We start from the raw sequence: 15,618 nt of genomic DNA, 5'->3' as shown, positions 1-15,618 counted from the left end.
GTCGGGCCAGTGTGCCGCGCCATGTGGTGCCGCGCGTTCCCGATCTTGCGCCGATCGCGCGGTCCGGTCGCCTTTCCCCGGCTGCGCTCAGTGCGCCTGCTCTGGCAGCGGACGCCGGCTCGGCAGCAGCGCCGCGACGATGCCCAGCAGCGGCAGATAGGACATCGCCTGGTACACGAACACGATGCCCTCGCGGTCGGCGAGCAGGCCGAGCACCGCCGCGCCCAGCCCGCCCATGCCGAAGGCGAAGCCGAAGAACAGCCCGGAGATGGTGCCGATGCGGCCGGGCATCATTTCCTGCGCGTACACCAGGATCGCCGAGAACGCCGAGGACAGCACGAAGCCGATCAGTACGGTCAACGCGGTCGCCGCATGCAGGCCGACGTAGGGCAGCGCCAGCGCGAACGGCGCCACGCCCAGGATCGACACCCAGATCACCGGCTTGCGCCCGATCCGGTCGCCGACCGGACCACCGATCAGCGTGCCCAGCGCCGAGGCCAGCAGGAACGCGAACAGGTGCAGCTGCGCGCTCTGCACCGACACCCCGAAGCGCTGGATCAGGTAGAACGTGTAGTAGCTGCTCAGCCCGGCGATGTAGAAATACTTGGAGAAGATCAGCAACAGCAGGATCGCCACGATCCGCAGCACGGTCTTGCGCGGCAGTGCCGGCGCCGTGGCGACCGGCCGCGGCGCGGCACGCACCGCCTGCAGGTGCAGCGCGTACCAGCGGCCGACGTAGGACAGCAGGGCGATGCCGAGCAGCGCCGCGGCGCCGAACCAGGCCACGCTGTGGCGGCCGTTGGGCACGATCACCGCCGCAGCGATCAGCGGCCCCAGCGCGGTGCCGGTGTTGCCGCCGACCTGGAACACCGATTGCGCCAACCCGTGGCGCCCGCCCGAGGCCAGCCGCGCGATGCGCGAGGATTCGGGATGGAAGATCGCCGAGCCGATCCCGACCAGCGCCGCGGCCGCCAACACCATCGCGAAGCTCGGCGCATACGCCAGCAGCAACAGGCCGCACAGGGTCGAGGTCATGCCCAGCGGCAGCGAGTAGGGCGCCGGGCGGCGATCGGTGCGCAGGCCGATCAGCGGCTGGAACAGCGAGGCGGTGAGCTGGTAGGTCAGCGTGATCAGCCCGACCTGGGCGAAGCTGAGCTGGAACTGGCCTTTCAGCACCGGGTACAGCGCCAGAATCAGCGACTGCATCATGTCGTTGATCAGGTGCGAGGAGGTGATCGCGGCGAGGACGCCGGTCACCACCGGGCGGGGCGCGGCGGCGGCAGGAACGGGGGCGGTGGCAGGACGCAAACTCGACATGGCGGACCGGGCAGTGGGGGCACGGCGCGCATGGTAGGCTGGCCCGCTTCGACCTTCCTGCGCAACATGCCCACCACTCGTCGAGAAAAGGACATGGCCAGCACCGGCGCCGCGCCGCCGCCCGCGCGGAGCATCGACGATGCGCCCGCCGACGTGGTGTGCAAGGCCACCGACTATCCCAGCGAGACCGCCATCGCCCCGCACAAGCATGCGCGCCACCAGCTGGTCTATGCGCTGCACGGGCTGATGGTGGTGCGTTCCGGCCAGGGTCACTGGGTGGTGCCGAGCACCCGCGCGCTGTGGATGCCGGCCGGCACCGTGCACAGCGTGCGCTGCGTCGGCACGCTCGCGATGCGCAGCCTGTATATCCGCCCCGGCGCGATCGCCGGCATGCCCACGCAGCCCACGGTCATGGCGGTGGAACCGCTGCTGGAAGCGCTGATCCGCAGCGCCGCCAGCGTGCCCTGGGACCATGCCGCCGAATCGCGCGACGGGCGCTTGATGCGGCTGATCCTGGACGAGCTGCATGCCCTGCCGGCGCTGCCGCTGCACCTGCCGCAAGCGCACGATCCGCGCCTGCTGCGCATCGCCGCCGCGCTCGATGCCGACCCCGCCGACAGCACCACCCTGCACGCCTGGGCGGCGCGGCTGGGCGTGGACGTCAAGACCATCCAGCGCCTGTGCCGGCGCGAGCTGCAGATGAGCTTCGGCCAGTGGCGGCAGCAGCTGCGTCTGCTGCGCGGGCTGGAACGGCTGGCCGCCGGCGACCGCATCATCGACGTGGCGGTCGAACTCGGCTACGACAGTCCCAGTGCGTTCACCGCGATGTTCAAGCGCCAGTTCGGCCAGCCGCCGAGCCAGTTCTTCCGCTAGCAGCGCCGCTGGCGAGAGCGAAGCCGCGGCGCATCGACGCCGCACGCGCTGTCGGGCCGGCCGACGCCACCGCCCTGCGCGGCTGGCCGCAGGATCAGGCTGCGGATTGGGCTTTGGAAATGGCGGACGCGCGGCGTTGGCTGAGACGTTCGACCGTCTGCATGTGTTCGGTGCCCCACACGCACAGACCGGCCATCGCTTCCGCCAGGGATTGCCCGAACGGCGTCAGCGAATACTCGACCTTGGGCGGGATTTCCTGGAAGTCGATGCGCGCAACCACTTCGTCGCGCTCCAGCTCCTTGAGTTGCTGGATCAGCACCTTGTCGGTCACGCCGCCGATGGCACGGCGCAATTCGCCGTAGCGGTGCACGTTCTTCGCCAAATTGTAGAGAACCAGCGGTTTCCACTTGCCGCCGATCACGGCCAGGGCGGCCTCGAGACCGCAATTGAACGTGCTGTTGGCCATGATCCGATCGCTCCGAAGGCACTTACCTGATGGTGCATACTATTCAAAAGAATAGCCCAGATCTACAGTTGCGCCTCGACATTCTCTGGAGCGCATCATGAGCAGGCTCAACGGCAAGATTGCAGTGGTCACCGGCGGCAACAGCGGCATCGGTCTGGCAAGCGCGGTGCGCTTTGCGGCCGAAGGCGCGCAGGTCGTCATCGTGGGACGCCGGCAGGACGAACTGGACAAGGCGCTGCGCCTGATCGGTGCCGACGCTATCGCCATTCAAGGCGACATTTCGAAGTTGGACGATCTGGACCGCGTCTTCGCCCAGGTCGAAGCCGACAAGGGCCGCATCGACGTGTTGTTCGCCAATGCGGGGCTGGGCGACTTCCAGCCGCTCGGCTCGATCACCGAAGACTCCTTCGATCGCACCTTCGGCATCAACGTCAAAGGCACGCTGTTCACCGTGCAAAAGGCGTTGCCGCTGATGCGCGCCGGCGGTTCGGTGATCCTGACCGGCTCGACCACCGGCAGCATGGGCACCCCGGCATTCAGCGTGTACAGCGCCACCAAGGCCGCGCTGCGCAATTTCGCCAGGAGCTGGGCGTTGGACCTGAAAGGCACCGGCATTCGCGTCAACGTGCTGTCGCCCGGGCCGATCTCCACGCCGGGCCTGGATCTGGCGCTGTCCGGCACCGGCCAGCAGCAGGCGATCGTCGACGGCATGATCGCGCAGCTGCCGTTGGGCCGGATTGGCCGGGCGGAGGAAGTCGCGGCGACCGCGTTGTTCCTGGCATCGGACGAGAGCAGCTTCATGACGGGAAGCGAAGTGTTCGTGGATGGCGGATTCGCGCAGGTCTGATTGCGTCTTGGCGGCAGAAGCGCTGCGGCCGATGACCGCAGCGCCTCTGCCGCAGGCTGGAACGGCTGGCTGCCTCATCGACGTGGCGGGCGCGCTCGGCTACGGCGGTTCGAGCGCCAGTTCGGGCCGCCCCCAGCCAGCCCGTGAGCCGTGTCACGGTTCGGTCAGCGCCGCGGGCGCAGGATGCGCGCACCACCCGACCGGAACACCGCCATGACCCGTTCCATTTCCCTCGCCATGTGCCTGCTGCTGAGCGTGAGCGCCATGCCGCTGCTGGCCGACGCCGCGGCCAAGCCGCAGACCGCGCAGCAATCGCTGATGGCCCAGTGTTCGGCACAGAACAAAGGCAAGAAAGGCGACGACTACAAGGCCGCGCAGAAAGCCTGCCTCAGCGGTGGCAGTGCGGCGCCGGCGTCGGGCAACGCCTCGCAGCAGCGGATGAAGGACTGCAATGCCAAGGCGGCCACGCAGAAACTGCAGGGCGACGCGCGCAAGACCTTCATGAGCGGCTGTCTGAAGAAATCTTGATCGGCCGGCGCACGCGCCGTGGACGCGGCCTGCGCACAGGCCGCGTCCAGCGTCTGCCAATGCTAAGCCGCAGGATCGGCGAGGCGGTCCGCTGACGCGACGCGGTCGATCTGCACCGTCGCGTGATCGACCGGAACGTGCTCAAGCGGAACATGCTCAACCGGGATGGGCACGTAGTCCTCGCGGAAGGCGACCTCGCCTGGCCGCCATCCGGCACGCCGGCGCACCGCGCCCCAGAACCGTTTCAATCCCTCCAGTTGCAGCGCGACCAGCCCCAGCTGGTTGTCGCGGTCCACCATCGGGTCGCCGACCCCGGTGGGACGCAATGGCTCGCCGTACAACGCGGTGCCGAACAGCACGTCCCAGAACGCGAACACCTGGCCGAAATTGCAGTTGTGCAGGTTCGGCCGCTGCGGATCCACGCGCATGTGGTGCAGGCGGTGGAAGCGCGGATCGACCAGAATCTTGTCCAGCACCGGTCCGAACCCGAAGCGCACATTGGCATGCGACAGGTTCTGCACCAGTTCGCCGAGCAGCATCAGCCAGGCGAACTCGTCGGCGGCGATGCCGAACGCCACGCCCACCGCGGCCAGCACGAACGATTGCAGCGCGCCGTCCAGGTAGTTGCTGCGATCGTTGGCCCAGCAACTGAGCTGGCGCTGGCTGTGGTGCATGCTGTGCATCGCCCACCACCACGGCAGCCAGTGCTGGATCCGGTGCATCCAGTAGTAGGTGAAGTCGTAGGCCAGGTAGTACAGCGCGAACAAGACCAGCGGATGCCGGTCCAGCCATGGCCACGCGTGGCGCAGGCCGTAGGCAGGCGCCGACGCGGCGCTCGCGTCGGCACCGCCCAGCGCATTGGCCAGCGGGGTCAGGATCAGCAACGAGAACAGCGGGAACACGCCGACCAGCATCAGCCAGGTGTAGTGGAAATCGATCCTGGCCAGGCGCCGATGCTCCCAGCGCTCGGCCGGCCACAGGCTTTCCAGCGGGCGGAACAGCACACCGATGATGCACAGCTGCAAGGCCGCGATCAGCAACGAAGCGGCAATCTCGCGCGGATCGTCGCTGAGTCCGGTCAGGTGCAACGCCGCCAGCAGCGGCGCCACCGCATGCTCGGCCACCGCGGCGACGACGACAGACCAGGCATGCGCGATGGACAACATGACGACGGCTCCTGGCCTGCGGACACGACGACGCCGGCGCGGTTGCCGGGATCTGGGGCGTGTCGTCCATCCCCGCGCAGCGCGCGCCGACAGCGAAGCTGCGGCGTGGGCCTGGCAGGCCGCCGACCGGCGTCGCGCGGCGCGACCCGACCGCCCAGTCTGGCGCTACGCCACGCACCGCCCGCCGACGGCCCGCCAACCCACGACGCGACCCGCGCGAGGATGGACGACACGCCTTAGCGTGGCGGCCGATCCTTTCGCCTGGCTGTCCGCGCGCGCGTGCCCGCTGTCGCGTTCGTCCAGGCGGCGGCGTCCAGCTCGCCGCTGCCGCACGTGGAACGGGCCCGGATCAGGCCTGCGCCAGCGCCTGCCGCAGGTCGACCAGCAGATCGTCGATGTGCTCGATGCCAACCGACAGCCGCACCGTGTCCTCGCTGACCCCGCTGCGTTCCAGTTCCTCTGGCGACAGTTGGCGGTGCGTGGTCGAGGCCGGATGGGTGGCCAGCGATTTCGCATCGCCGATGTTCACCAGCCGGGTGAACAACTGCAGCGCGTCGAGGAAGCGCGCGCCGGCGGCGCGGCCGCCGCGCAGGCCGAAGGTGAGTACGCCCGAGCCGTGTCCGCGCAGGTATTTCTGCGCCAGCGCATGCTCCGGATGACCGGGCAGGCCGACATAGTTCACCCACTCCACCTTGGCCTCGCTCTGCAGGTGCCGGGCCACGGCCAGCGTGTTCTGGTTGATCCGGTCCATGCGCAGCGGCAGCGTCTCGATGCCCTGCAGGATCTGGAATGCGTTGAACGGCGACAGCGCCGCGCCGGTGTTGCGCAACGGCACCACCCGCGCGCGGCCGATGTAGGCCGCCTCGCCCAGCGCCTCGGTGTAGACCACGCCGTGGTAGCTGACGTCCGGCTCGTTGAGGCGGCGGAAGCGCTGCGCATGCGCCGCCCATGGGAACTTACCCGAGTCCACGATCGCCCCGCCCAGGCTGGTGCCGTGCCCGCCCAGGTACTTGGTCAGCGAATGCACCACGATGTCGGCGCCGAAGTCGATCGGCCGCAGCAGGTAGGGCGTGGGCACCGTGTTGTCGACGATCAGCGGCACGCCGTGCGCATGCGCGATCGCGGCGACCGCTTCCAGGTCGGTGACGTTGCCGCGCGGATTGCCGATCGATTCGACGAAGATCGCCTTGGTGCGGTCGTCGATCAACCCGGCGAACGCACCGGGATCGCGGTAGTCGGCGAAGCGGGTTTCGATGCCCGACAGCGGCAACGTGTGCGCGAACAGGTTGTAGGTGCCGCCGTACAGCGCGCTGGAGGAGACGATGTTGTCGCCGGCCTCGGCGATGGTCTGGATCGCATAGGTCACCGCGGCCTGCCCGGAGGCCACGGCCAACGCGCCGATGCCGCCTTCCAGCGCGGCGATGCGCTGCTCCAGCACGTCGGTGGTGGGATTCATGATGCGGCTGTAGATGTTGCCCTGCACCTTCAGGTCGAACAGGTCGGCGCCGTGCTGGGTGTCGTCGAAGGCGTAGGCCACGGTCTGGTAGATCGGCACCGCCACCGCGCGCGTGGTCGGATCGGGGCGGTAGCCGCCATGTACGGCGATGGTTTCCAGCTTCCAGTTCGGGTCGGACATGGGCGGGTCTCGGCAAGAGGAGCCGAGACGATAGCGCCCTGCGCGGCGCGGAATGCAAACCTGCGGTTATGAGGCCATGCCGCTGGGTTGTCAGCGCCTGCGGACATGGGCGCTTGCGCGGCTGGGCAGGCGCGCCGATGCGGCAGTGCGCAGGCGCCTCGTATGATGCGCAGATCAGCCAGCCAGCAGACGCTCCCCGATGAACCACACTGCCATCCGCTCGTTCTCGCTGCTGCTCTTGGCCCTGCCGGCGTTCGCGCGGGCTGCGCCGCCGCCGTCCTACGTCATGGAGCAATGGAGCCAGCCAGGCAATTGCGAGATGCCGCAGCGGCGGCATGCTGCCGATCACGCGTCCGGCGATGGGGTTTCCGCGCAGGTCCTGACCCAACGCTATCTCGGCGTGCTCGACGAGGTGATCGCCGGCGACGAGGCGGCCTTGAAGTTCGCCCATCTGTGCGATCGCTTCGACGTCGATTTCTTTCCTGGCATGCTGCCGCCCGCACGCGCCGAGCCGTGGAATCCCTCGCCGCCGCAACCGGTCGGCAGCGTCTTCTTCGCATCCGTGGACGCGCCGGGCTCGACGTTTCAGCAAAGGCTCGAAGCGACCTACACGCCAGAACAGGCGTCGCTCGCGCTGTCCATCAGTTCGCACGAGGACGCCCCGGTGTTTGCGGATGACGAGCCGGGATACCGCTATCGCGACATGGGCCAGGCGTGCCCGCTGCGGCTCGGCCAATTGGCGGAAAAGCTCGCCGCTGCCGGATTCTCCAAACAGTACGACTCCCTGGAGCCGCCCAGCGGGCAGTTTGCGGAATCCGACTACGGCGTCAGCGCCAGCTTCCAGCGCGGCAACGTTGCCGTCGGAGCGAGCCTGCAGGGACGGTTCGTCGAACAACGCGCCCATCCCGAGGCGGCGTGCGTGGCGGAAATCACGCTGTCCCTGGAAAAATAGGCACCCCGTACCGCTACTCGTGGCAAGCCGACGCCGGCATGATGGCCGGCGTCGACTTCGGACCTGACGACGAGGGAGCGAAACAGCGCTTCGCCGCGCCTCAGCTCTTCTCGAACGTCAGGCGTCCGCCTTCGGCGCCGACGTTGATGGTGTCGCCGCTGAGGAACTGCCCGGACAGGATCTGCTGCGCCAGCGGGTTTTCCAGCTGCGACTGGATCGCGCGCTTCAGCGGCCGCGCGCCGTATACCGGATCGAAGCCGACGTTGCCGAGCAGTTCCAGCGCGCGGTCGCTGAGTTCGATCTTCAGCCCGCGCTCGGCCAGGCGCTTGTCCAGGCCGCCCAGCTGGATGCGCGCGATCGACTTGATCTGCGCCTTGTCCAGCGGATGGAACACCACGATGTCGTCCAGGCGGTTGATGAACTCCGGGCGGAAATGCGCCTGCACCACGCCCATCACCGCCGCCTTCATCTGCGTGTAGGCCTCGGCCGAGCCGTCGCCGCTCAGTTCCTGGATCTGGTGCGAGCCCAGGTTCGAGGTCATCACGATGACGGTGTTGCGGAAGTCCACGGTGCGGCCCTGGCCGTCGGTGAGGCGGCCGTCGTCGAGCACCTGCAGCAGGATGTTGAACACGTCGCTGTGCGCCTTCTCCACCTCGTCGAGCAGGATCAGCGAATACGGCCGGCGCCGCACCGCCTCGGTCAGGTAGCCGCCTTCCTCGTAGCCGACGTAGCCCGGAGGCGCGCCGATCAGCCGCGCCACCGAATGCTTCTCCATGAACTCGCTCATGTCGATGCGGATCATCGCCTCGCTGCTGTCGAACAGGAACTCGGCCAGCGCCTTGCACAACTCGGTCTTGCCGACGCCGGTCGGGCCCAGGAACAGGAACGAGCCGCTGGGCCGGTTCGGATCGGACAGGCCGGCGCGCGAGCGCCGCACCGCATCTGACACCACCTTGATCGCCTCTTCCTGGCCGACCACGCGCCGGTGCAGTTCGTCTTCCATGCGCAGCAGCTTGTCGCGCTCGCCCTCGAGCATGCGGTTGACCGGAATGCCGGTCCAGCGCGACACCACCTCGGCGATCTCCTCGGCGGTGACGCGGTCCTGCACCAGCTTGAAATCGTGATGCTCGGCATCGCCGGCCGCGGCCAGCTGCTTCTCCAGGTTCGGCAGCAGGCCGTACTGGATCTCGCTCATCTTGGCGTAGTCCTGCCGGCGCTGCGCCGCCTCCAGCTCGACCCGCGCCTGCTCGACCTGCTCCTTGATCCTGGTCGCGCCCTGCAAGGTGGCCTTCTCCGAGCGCCACACTTCGTCGAGGTCGGAGAACTCGCGCTCGAGCTTGTCGATGTCGCTTTCCAGATCGGCCAGGCGCTGCCGCGAGGCTTCGTCCTTTTCCTTCTTCAGCATCTCGCGCTGGATCTTGAGCTGGATCAGGCGCCGCTCCAGGCGATCCAGTTCCTCGGGCTTGGAGTCGATCTCCATGCGGATGCGGCTGGCGGCCTCGTCCATCAGGTCGATGGCCTTGTCGGGCAGCTGGCGGTCGGCAATGTAGCGGTTGGACAGCGTGGCCGCGGCGACGATCGCCGGGTCGGTGATCTCCACGCCGTGGTGCACCGCGTAGCGCTCTTTCAGTCCGCGCAGGATCGCGATGGTGTCCTCCACCGTCGGCTCGCCGACGAACACCTTCTGGAAGCGCCGCTCCAGCGCCGCGTCCTTTTCGATGTACTTGCGATACTCGTCCAGCGTAGTGGCACCGATGCAGTGCAGCTCGCCGCGTGCCAGCGCCGGCTTGAGCATGTTGCCCGCGTCCATCGCGCCGTCGGCCTTGCCGGCACCGACCATGGTGTGCAGTTCGTCGATGAACAGGATGACCTGGCCTTCGGTCTTGGACAGGTCGTTGAGCACGCCCTTGAGCCGCTCCTCGAACTCGCCGCGGAACTTGGCGCCGGCGATCAGCGCGCCCATGTCCAGCGACAGCACGCGGCGGCCGCGCAGGCCCTCCGGCACTTCGCCGTTGACGATGCGCTGGGCCAGGCCCTCGACGATGGCGGTCTTGCCGACGCCGGGTTCGCCGATCAGCACCGGGTTGTTCTTGGTGCGCCGCTGCAACACCTGGATGGTGCGGCGGATTTCCTCGTCGCGGCCGATCACTGGATCGAGTTTGCCGCTCTCGGCGCGCGCGGTGAGGTCGATGGTGTATTTCTCCAGCGCCTGGCGCTGGTCTTCGGCGCTTTCCGACTGCACCGTCTCGCCGCCGCGCAGCTTGTCGATGGCCGCTTCGAGCTTCTTCTTGTCGGCACCGGCGGCGCGCAGCGCCAGGCCCAGCGCGCCGGCGTCGTCGGCCGCGGCCAGCACGAACCACTCGCTGGCGATGAACTGATCGTTGTGCTGCTGTGCCAGCTTGTCGGTCTGGTTGAGCAGCCGGTTCAGGTCGTTGCCGATCGACAGGTTGCCGGGCTGGCCGCTGACCTTGGGCAGCTTGTCCAGCGCCTCGCCCAGCCGCTCGCGCAGCACCGGCACGTTGACGCCGGCTTGCGCCAGCAGCGGCCGGGTGCTACCGCCGGACTGGTCGAGCAGCGCGGTGAAGACGTGCACCGGCTCGACGATGGTGTGGTCGCGGCCCACGGCCAGCGACTGGGCGTCGGCCAGCGCCTGCTGGAAACGCGACGTGAGCTTGTCCATCCGCATCGGGAAGTTCCTCTGGAAGGGGGGCCGGCCGCGCCGGCATGCTAGTCAGATGCGGTTGGCGCGGCATGTTTCAAGGCTGCGGGGCTGTCTGTATACACCTGCGCCGCCTGACGAAGGGTTCCACGCCAGGCGCTGCGACGGCCGCGATGCGCGCGCCCTGCCGAGCCGCTGTCCGCACAGCGCCTTGCAGCGCACGGTTCCCTGCGCCAGTCGCCGCACGGTCACACGCCGCTACCGCTACAGCCCCTACCCTCGGCGTTCGAACCTTCCCGCACAGGAGCCGCAATGCACTACGACCTCTACTACTGGACCGGCATCCAGGGCCGCGGCGAGTTCGTGCGACTGGCGCTGGAGGATGCCGGCGCGGCCTACCGCGACGTCGCCCGCGAGGAAGGCGACGCGGTGCTGCAGCCCTTTCTCGACGGCGAGCAGCCGGGCGCGCGGCCGTTCGCGCCGCCGTTCCTGAAGGCCGGGCGGCTGGTGATCGCGCAGGTCGCCAACATCCTGCACTACCTGGGTCCCTCGCTGGGGCTGGTGCCGGACAGCGAGTCGCGGCGCATGCAGGCGCTGCAGTTGCAGCTGACCATCGCCGACCTGGTGACCGAGATCCACGACAGCCATCATCCCATCGGCAGCGCGCTGTACTACGAAGACCAGAAGCCGGAGGCGCGGCGCCGCGCCGAGGACCTGCGCAGGCAGCGGCTGCCCAAGTTCCTCGGCTATTTCGAACAGGTCATGAGCCAGGGCGGAGGGCGCCATGCATTGCGCGAGCATTCCTACGTGGATCTGTCGCTGTTCCAGCTGATGAGCGGACTGGACTACGCGTTCCCCAGCGCGATGAAGAAGCTCTCGCCGAAGCTGCCGCAACTGCGCGCGCTGCAGCAGCGCGTGTCCGAACGTCCGGCCATCGCCGCGTATCTGGCGTCGGAGCGGCGCCTGCCGTTCAACGACAACGGGATTTTCCGGCGTTATCCGGAGCTGGATGGGTGATGCGTTAGGGGGGTGCGGGCCTTCGGCATCGGCACTTGTTCGACGGCATGCGGTTGCCGTCTTCGTTTGTCGCGGCTGAAGCCGCTCCTACACGAGCTGTGCGTGCGCTGGCCGGGTGCACTGTAGGAGGGGCTTCAGCCCCGACCGTTTCCGGAACCAGCCGGCTTACCGGCTCCGTTCGTCGCGGCTGAAGCCGCTCCTACATGGGGCACCGGGTGCCCACTAGTGCGCAAATGTCAGCCGCATCGTCGCTGCGGTCCAGTGTTGCCACCGGCAAGGCGCGCGCCTATCGAGCCAACAGCCCTCAGGTCCGCACCAACGCCACACGGATCGCCTGCAGTTGCTTGCGCACCGCCTCGGCCTGCGTCGGCCCCAGGCGCAGCAGCGCCTTCTGTCCGACCGACAGCGACTCCAGCGCCGGATCGACGAAGCGGTACTTGCCGGTGCGCGCATCGGCGACCACCGCCGGCGGCGTTGCCGGCACCGGCGCCTGCAGCAGATGGTCGATCACCTGCACCAGGCGGTCGTTGAAATAGCCCTTGGGATAGCCCAGCTCCACATACGCCTGCTGGAACAAGGGATAGAAGCGCCGGTACGCGGCCACCATCGCGCCGGCATCGGCCTGGGTGAAGGCCTGCACGTACGGGGCGTAGCGTTGCGCGTTGGCCTCGGCGATGGCGCTGGTGCCGGCGGCATCGGTGCTGATCTGCAGTTGCCCAGGCACTGGCTTCAACGCCAGGGTCCGCGCAGCGACGCGGCGCTGCGGCAGGTTGTCGATCATCGTCACCGCGCGCTGGATCAGATGGTCGCGGATCAACAGCGCCAGCGGCGCGTCGCTGCCGGCCAGCGTCGCCAGTTCAGCCCACGCCGCGGCATCGCTGTCGGCCAGCGCCGGGATCGCCGCATCGGCCGCGGCGGCGGGGTCGATCGGATGCTGGATCGGCGGCGGCGATGCTGCCGGTGCCGCCACCGGCGCGGGCGGCGCCGCGCTCGGCGCAGGGGGCGGCGCCGTGGCAGCGGACGATGGCGCGGAAGGCGGGATCAGGCCGCGCAGATTGTCGCGGAACAGCCACCCCGCGGCGGCCAGCACCGCGAGCGCCACCAGCACCCATGGCCAGCGCGATTGTTGGGTTTGCATCGGCATCCAGGTCTCGTCGGGAACACAGGGCTGTGACCCGCCGCAGCCGCCGAGGTTCCGCAGCGAGTGCGGCTGCGTTAAGCCAGGCCCGGCGCAGCGACGTCAGCGGCGCCGTGTCGGCCGACTGCTGCGCACACCCCGCGTCGCTGCCTGCACGCTACTGCTCCTGCGTACTTTCGTCGATGAATGCCAGCCGCGAGCCGGCCCAGTCGGCGACGATCGCTGCGGCGACGGCATCGGCTTGTTTGGACGGCAGCCCCTTGTGCTGCCGCAGCCACGCCGCGGTCGCGGCGCGCGCGGCCGGCAATGCCGCCAGCGCGGCCTTGCGCGCAGCGGACGGCCACAGCTTGTCGTCGTGCATGGTGCCGATCGCCGGCGCCGGATCGGCCGCCAACGGCACCTTCGCGGCCTGCAGGAAATCCAGCGGCGACAGCGTCGCACGCAGTTCCTGCACGCTCCACGCCGCATAGCTGGCGAAGCGGATGGTGCCGGCGTTCTGCGAGGCATTGCCGATCGCCGGCTCGAACGCCGCCTGCAACTGCTTCCAGGCCGGCAGATCGAACAGGCCGCCCTGTGGCGCGCACAGCGGCGCGCTGCCGTCGCGGGTGGAGCCGTACAACGGCCCCATCGCCTCGTAAGCCAGTTCGCCCTGGCGTACGAATACGAAGCAATGCACGTACGGCCGCGACAGCCCGTCGTAGCCGCTGAGCTCGATCCAGTTGCGCAGCAGAATCAACTCGGCCTTGCCCGCCGGTTCCTTGGGATCCTTGCGGATATCGTCCAGCAGCGATGCGGCAAAATCGTCCTGTGCGCGCAACGCAGCGGCGGCACTGGCATAGCGTTTGCGCGCTTCATCGGCACTCACACCGGCGCCGGGCTCGAAGTGCTGCAGATAGACCAGCCACGCCGAGGCCAGCCCGCCGTCGTAGTCGCGCAGCTGCGCGGCGGCGGCCCCCGGTGCGGCCGGGATACCGGCGACGATGCGGTCCAGGCGTGCCGCCTGTGCGGCGGTCTGTGTGTCGAACTGCTGCATCCGCACTTGCAGGGCGCGCTGCACACAGGCCGCCGGCCGCGCCTGCTGCAGGCACGCGTTGCGCTGCGTGAGCCAGGCGCGCTGCGCGCTGCGCAGCGATGCGACCTCGGCGCGCGGCGCGCTCTCCAGCAGCGCGGCGTAGCCGTTGGCCAGCTGCTCGTCCTGGTGGCCCAGGGTCGCATCGCTGCACAGCAGACGCTCGATCGGACTGGCCGCCTTGGCGCAATCGAACGAGGCGGCCGACGCGGCCGGCGCCAGCAGCAGGGTCGCCAGGGCAAGGCCGACCAGGGAATGGAATCGTGGGGTCATGGGCGACGTCCTTGTTGCGTTTGGGTGGACGAGCATGCCGGTCGCGGAACGCTCAGTCCACCAGCACCGCGCGCGGCTTCTGCAGCGACAGCAGGCCGAGCAGTGCGGCCAGCGCCACGTAGCCGCCGACGAACTGCCAGGCGATCAGCTTGGGCAGGCCGCTCAGCGTCCACGGCAGGTAGATGCCGCCGCGCGGATCCACCGAATGGATCAGCCCGAACAACGTCAGCGCGGCCGCCACCAGCAGGAATACTGCAGCGCGGCGCAGGCGCCCATCGACCATCGCCGCCACCGCCGCGGTCCACAGCATCGCGGTGATGATGAAGCCGTTGCCCAGGGTGAAGATCACCGCCAGTTCCGGCAGCCCGTGGCCGTCGAGGGTGGTGGTCAGCGCGGCCAGCTTGTCCGCCGGGATCCAGCCCGGCGCCTTGATCGCCAGCAGATAGGCCACCGAAGGCAGGAAGCCCAACACCATCGCCCCGGCATGGCGCTTGGGCGTGGCCTGGAACGCCTGGGTGGTGATGTCGATGGCCACGTACACGATGATCGGCGCCAGCACCGCCAGCGGCAGCCACTGCACCAGCCCGGCGACCAGCCCGAGCATGCCGCCCAGGCCGATGAACAGCCCGGTCAGCAGCGTGTAGCCGCTGCGCGCGCCCATGTGCTTGTACGCCGGCTGGCCGATGTAGGGCGTGGTCTGGGCGACGCCGCCGCAGACGCCGGCGACCAGGGTCGAGCAGGCCTCGACCAGCAGGATGTCGCGGGTACGGTAGTCGTCGCCCGCGGCACGCGCGCTTTCGCTGACGTTGATGCCGCCCACCACCATCAGCAGGCCGAACGGCAGCAGCAGCGGCAGCAGCGGCACGGTGTCGGCCAGGCCGGCGACGAACCCCAGGCTCGGCCACGGCAACACAAGTTGCGGCGCCACCCACTGCGGCGCCTGGTAGCCGGGAATGCCGAAACCGGCCGCGTTCGACCAGTAGTACAGCGCGGTGCCCAGCACCAGCGCCAGCGGCACGCCCGGCAGGCCGTACGGCAGCCGACCCTTGGCGATCAGCACGTACAGCAGCAGGCCCAGCACCACCAGCCCGACCAGCGGCGCGCGCAGCGTTTCCAGCAGCGGCAGGAAGCCCATCAGCACCAGCGCGATGCCGGCGATCGAGCCGAGCAGCGCCGCCCGCGGCAGCGCGCGGGTCACCGCATCGCCGAAGAACGACAGCACGGTCTTCAGCAGGCCCATCACCACCAACGCGGCCATGCCCAGGTGCCAGGTGGCGAGCGCCGCGGCCTGCGGGTCCAGGCCCTGCTGCTTGTAACGCACGAACGCCGGGCCGAGCACCAGCAGGGCCATGCCGATGCTGGTCGGCGCGTCCAGGCCCAGCGGCATGGCGGTGACGTCGCTGCGCCCGCTGCGCGCGGCCAGCCGGCGCGCCATCCAGGTGTACAGCAGGTTGCCGATCAGCACGCCGAACGCGGTGCCGGGAATCATCCGCGTATAGATCACCTCGGCCGGGAACTGGAACAGGCCGACCAGGGCCAGGGTGATGAAGCCGAGGATCGACAGGTTGTCGACCACCAGGCCGAAGAAACCATTGAGGTCGCCGGCGACGAACCAGCGCGGGCGCGAGGAAACAGGAGCGGTGCTGGGCATGCGGGCGATGGCTAGGTGAGGGATCG

Annotated in this window: 13 protein-coding genes; 5 read left to right on the top strand and 8 right to left on the bottom strand. The window is 69.0% G+C overall.

Annotation, left to right across the window (positions count from 1 at the left end; translation table 11 throughout):
* Nucleotides 1-87 precede the first annotated feature (87 nt).
* On the bottom strand, nt 88-1,317 hold the full coding sequence (locus HEP73_RS05755) for an MFS transporter (protein WP_185822461.1): 1,230 nt from the start codon (nt 1,315-1,317) through the stop codon (nt 88-90).
* Between the two features lie 93 nt (nt 1,318-1,410).
* On the opposite strand from HEP73_RS05755, the gene HEP73_RS05750 reads away from it, so the two are divergent.
* Complete coding sequence (locus HEP73_RS05750; protein ID WP_255423684.1) at nt 1,411-2,190, top strand: AraC family transcriptional regulator; 780 nt, start codon at nt 1,411-1,413, stop codon at nt 2,188-2,190.
* A 94-nt stretch (nt 2,191-2,284) separates the two neighbouring features.
* On the opposite strand, the gene HEP73_RS05745 is transcribed toward HEP73_RS05750, so the two are convergent.
* Nucleotides 2,285-2,656, bottom strand: coding sequence for a winged helix-turn-helix transcriptional regulator (locus HEP73_RS05745; protein WP_185822460.1), 372 nt, complete (start codon nt 2,654-2,656; stop codon nt 2,285-2,287).
* A gap of 97 nt (nt 2,657-2,753) precedes the next feature.
* On the opposite strand from HEP73_RS05745, the gene HEP73_RS05740 reads away from it, so the two are divergent.
* Nucleotides 2,754-3,503, top strand: coding sequence for an SDR family NAD(P)-dependent oxidoreductase (locus tag HEP73_RS05740; protein WP_185822459.1), 750 nt, complete (start codon nt 2,754-2,756; stop codon nt 3,501-3,503).
* 213 nt (nt 3,504-3,716) lie between these two features.
* Nucleotides 3,717-4,031 (top strand): PsiF family protein, encoded by a 315-nt coding sequence (locus tag HEP73_RS05735; protein WP_185822458.1) that lies wholly within the window; start codon nt 3,717-3,719, stop codon nt 4,029-4,031.
* Nucleotides 4,032-4,093: 62 nt separating this feature from the next.
* Here HEP73_RS05735 and HEP73_RS05730 read toward each other — a convergent pair whose 3' ends face one another.
* The gene (locus tag HEP73_RS05730) at nt 4,094-5,197 is read right to left on the bottom strand and encodes a sterol desaturase family protein (protein WP_185822457.1); all 1,104 of its coding nucleotides are present in this window, start codon (nt 5,195-5,197) and stop codon (nt 4,094-4,096) included.
* A 349-nt stretch (nt 5,198-5,546) separates the two neighbouring features.
* Complete coding sequence (locus tag HEP73_RS05725) at nt 5,547-6,833, bottom strand: O-acetylhomoserine aminocarboxypropyltransferase/cysteine synthase family protein (RefSeq protein ID WP_185822456.1); 1,287 nt, start codon at nt 6,831-6,833, stop codon at nt 5,547-5,549.
* A 199-nt stretch (nt 6,834-7,032) separates the two neighbouring features.
* Here HEP73_RS05725 and HEP73_RS05720 point away from each other — a divergent pair, with 199 nt between their 5' ends.
* Nucleotides 7,033-7,785, top strand: coding sequence for a hypothetical protein (locus HEP73_RS05720; protein WP_185822455.1), 753 nt, complete (start codon nt 7,033-7,035; stop codon nt 7,783-7,785).
* A 100-nt stretch (nt 7,786-7,885) separates the two neighbouring features.
* Here the strand turns inward: HEP73_RS05720 and clpB are convergent, their stop codons facing one another.
* Complete coding sequence (gene clpB, locus HEP73_RS05715; RefSeq protein ID WP_185822454.1) at nt 7,886-10,471, bottom strand: ATP-dependent chaperone ClpB; 2,586 nt, start codon at nt 10,469-10,471, stop codon at nt 7,886-7,888.
* Between the two features lie 285 nt (nt 10,472-10,756).
* Between clpB and HEP73_RS05710 the strand changes: the two genes are divergently transcribed.
* The gene (locus tag HEP73_RS05710; protein WP_185815534.1) at nt 10,757-11,461 is read left to right on the top strand and encodes a glutathione S-transferase; all 705 of its coding nucleotides are present in this window, start codon (nt 10,757-10,759) and stop codon (nt 11,459-11,461) included.
* 304 nt (nt 11,462-11,765) lie between these two features.
* Here the strand turns inward: HEP73_RS05710 and HEP73_RS05705 are convergent, their stop codons facing one another.
* The 3 genes from HEP73_RS05705 to HEP73_RS05695 form a co-directional block, all read right to left on the bottom strand.
* The gene (locus tag HEP73_RS05705) at nt 11,766-12,599 is read right to left on the bottom strand and encodes a DUF3014 domain-containing protein (protein WP_185822453.1); all 834 of its coding nucleotides are present in this window, start codon (nt 12,597-12,599) and stop codon (nt 11,766-11,768) included.
* Between the two features lie 157 nt (nt 12,600-12,756).
* Entirely contained in the window at nt 12,757-13,941 is a 1,185-nt protein-coding gene (locus tag HEP73_RS05700) for a lysozyme inhibitor LprI family protein (protein ID WP_185822452.1), read from the bottom strand.
* A 52-nt stretch (nt 13,942-13,993) separates the two neighbouring features.
* Nucleotides 13,994-15,592 carry a hypothetical protein gene (locus HEP73_RS05695; protein WP_185822451.1) on the bottom strand — a complete coding sequence of 533 codons (1,599 nt, stop codon included), beginning with the start codon at nt 15,590-15,592 and terminating at the stop codon, nt 13,994-13,996.
* Nucleotides 15,593-15,618 lie beyond the last annotated feature (26 nt).

It is taken from the genome of Xanthomonas sp. GW (assembly GCF_014236815.1).
Classification (GTDB): Bacteria; Pseudomonadota; Gammaproteobacteria; order Xanthomonadales; family Xanthomonadaceae; genus Xanthomonas_A.
This window is presented reverse-complemented; position numbering and strand designations above follow the sequence as displayed.

Bases quoted from the DNA above. Each gene is read 5' to 3' on its own strand.
- HEP73_RS05745 (WP_185822460.1), bottom strand. From the start codon at position 2,656: ATGGCCAACAGCACGTTCAATTGCGGTCTCGAGGCCGCCCTGGCCGTG.
- HEP73_RS05725 (WP_185822456.1), bottom strand. From the start codon at position 6,833: ATGTCCGACCCGAACTGGAAGCTGGAAACCATCGCCGTACATGGCGGC.
- HEP73_RS05710 (WP_185815534.1), top strand. From the start codon at position 10,757: ATGCACTACGACCTCTACTACTGGACCGGCATCCAGGGCCGCGGCGAG.
- HEP73_RS05700 (WP_185822452.1), bottom strand. From the start codon at position 13,941: ATGACCCCACGATTCCATTCCCTGGTCGGCCTTGCCCTGGCGACCCTG.
- HEP73_RS05705 (WP_185822453.1), bottom strand. From the start codon at position 12,599: ATGCAAACCCAACAATCGCGCTGGCCATGGGTGCTGGTGGCGCTCGCG.
- HEP73_RS05750 (WP_255423684.1), top strand. From the start codon at position 1,411: ATGGCCAGCACCGGCGCCGCGCCGCCGCCCGCGCGGAGCATCGACGAT.
- HEP73_RS05695 (WP_185822451.1), bottom strand. From the start codon at position 15,592: ATGCCCAGCACCGCTCCTGTTTCCTCGCGCCCGCGCTGGTTCGTCGCC.
- HEP73_RS05755 (WP_185822461.1), bottom strand. From the start codon at position 1,317: ATGTCGAGTTTGCGTCCTGCCACCGCCCCCGTTCCTGCCGCCGCCGCG.
- clpB (WP_185822454.1), bottom strand. From the start codon at position 10,471: ATGCGGATGGACAAGCTCACGTCGCGTTTCCAGCAGGCGCTGGCCGAC.
- HEP73_RS05740 (WP_185822459.1), top strand. From the start codon at position 2,754: ATGAGCAGGCTCAACGGCAAGATTGCAGTGGTCACCGGCGGCAACAGC.
- HEP73_RS05730 (WP_185822457.1), bottom strand. From the start codon at position 5,197: ATGTTGTCCATCGCGCATGCCTGGTCTGTCGTCGTCGCCGCGGTGGCC.
- HEP73_RS05735 (WP_185822458.1), top strand. From the start codon at position 3,717: ATGACCCGTTCCATTTCCCTCGCCATGTGCCTGCTGCTGAGCGTGAGC.
- HEP73_RS05720 (WP_185822455.1), top strand. From the start codon at position 7,033: ATGAACCACACTGCCATCCGCTCGTTCTCGCTGCTGCTCTTGGCCCTG.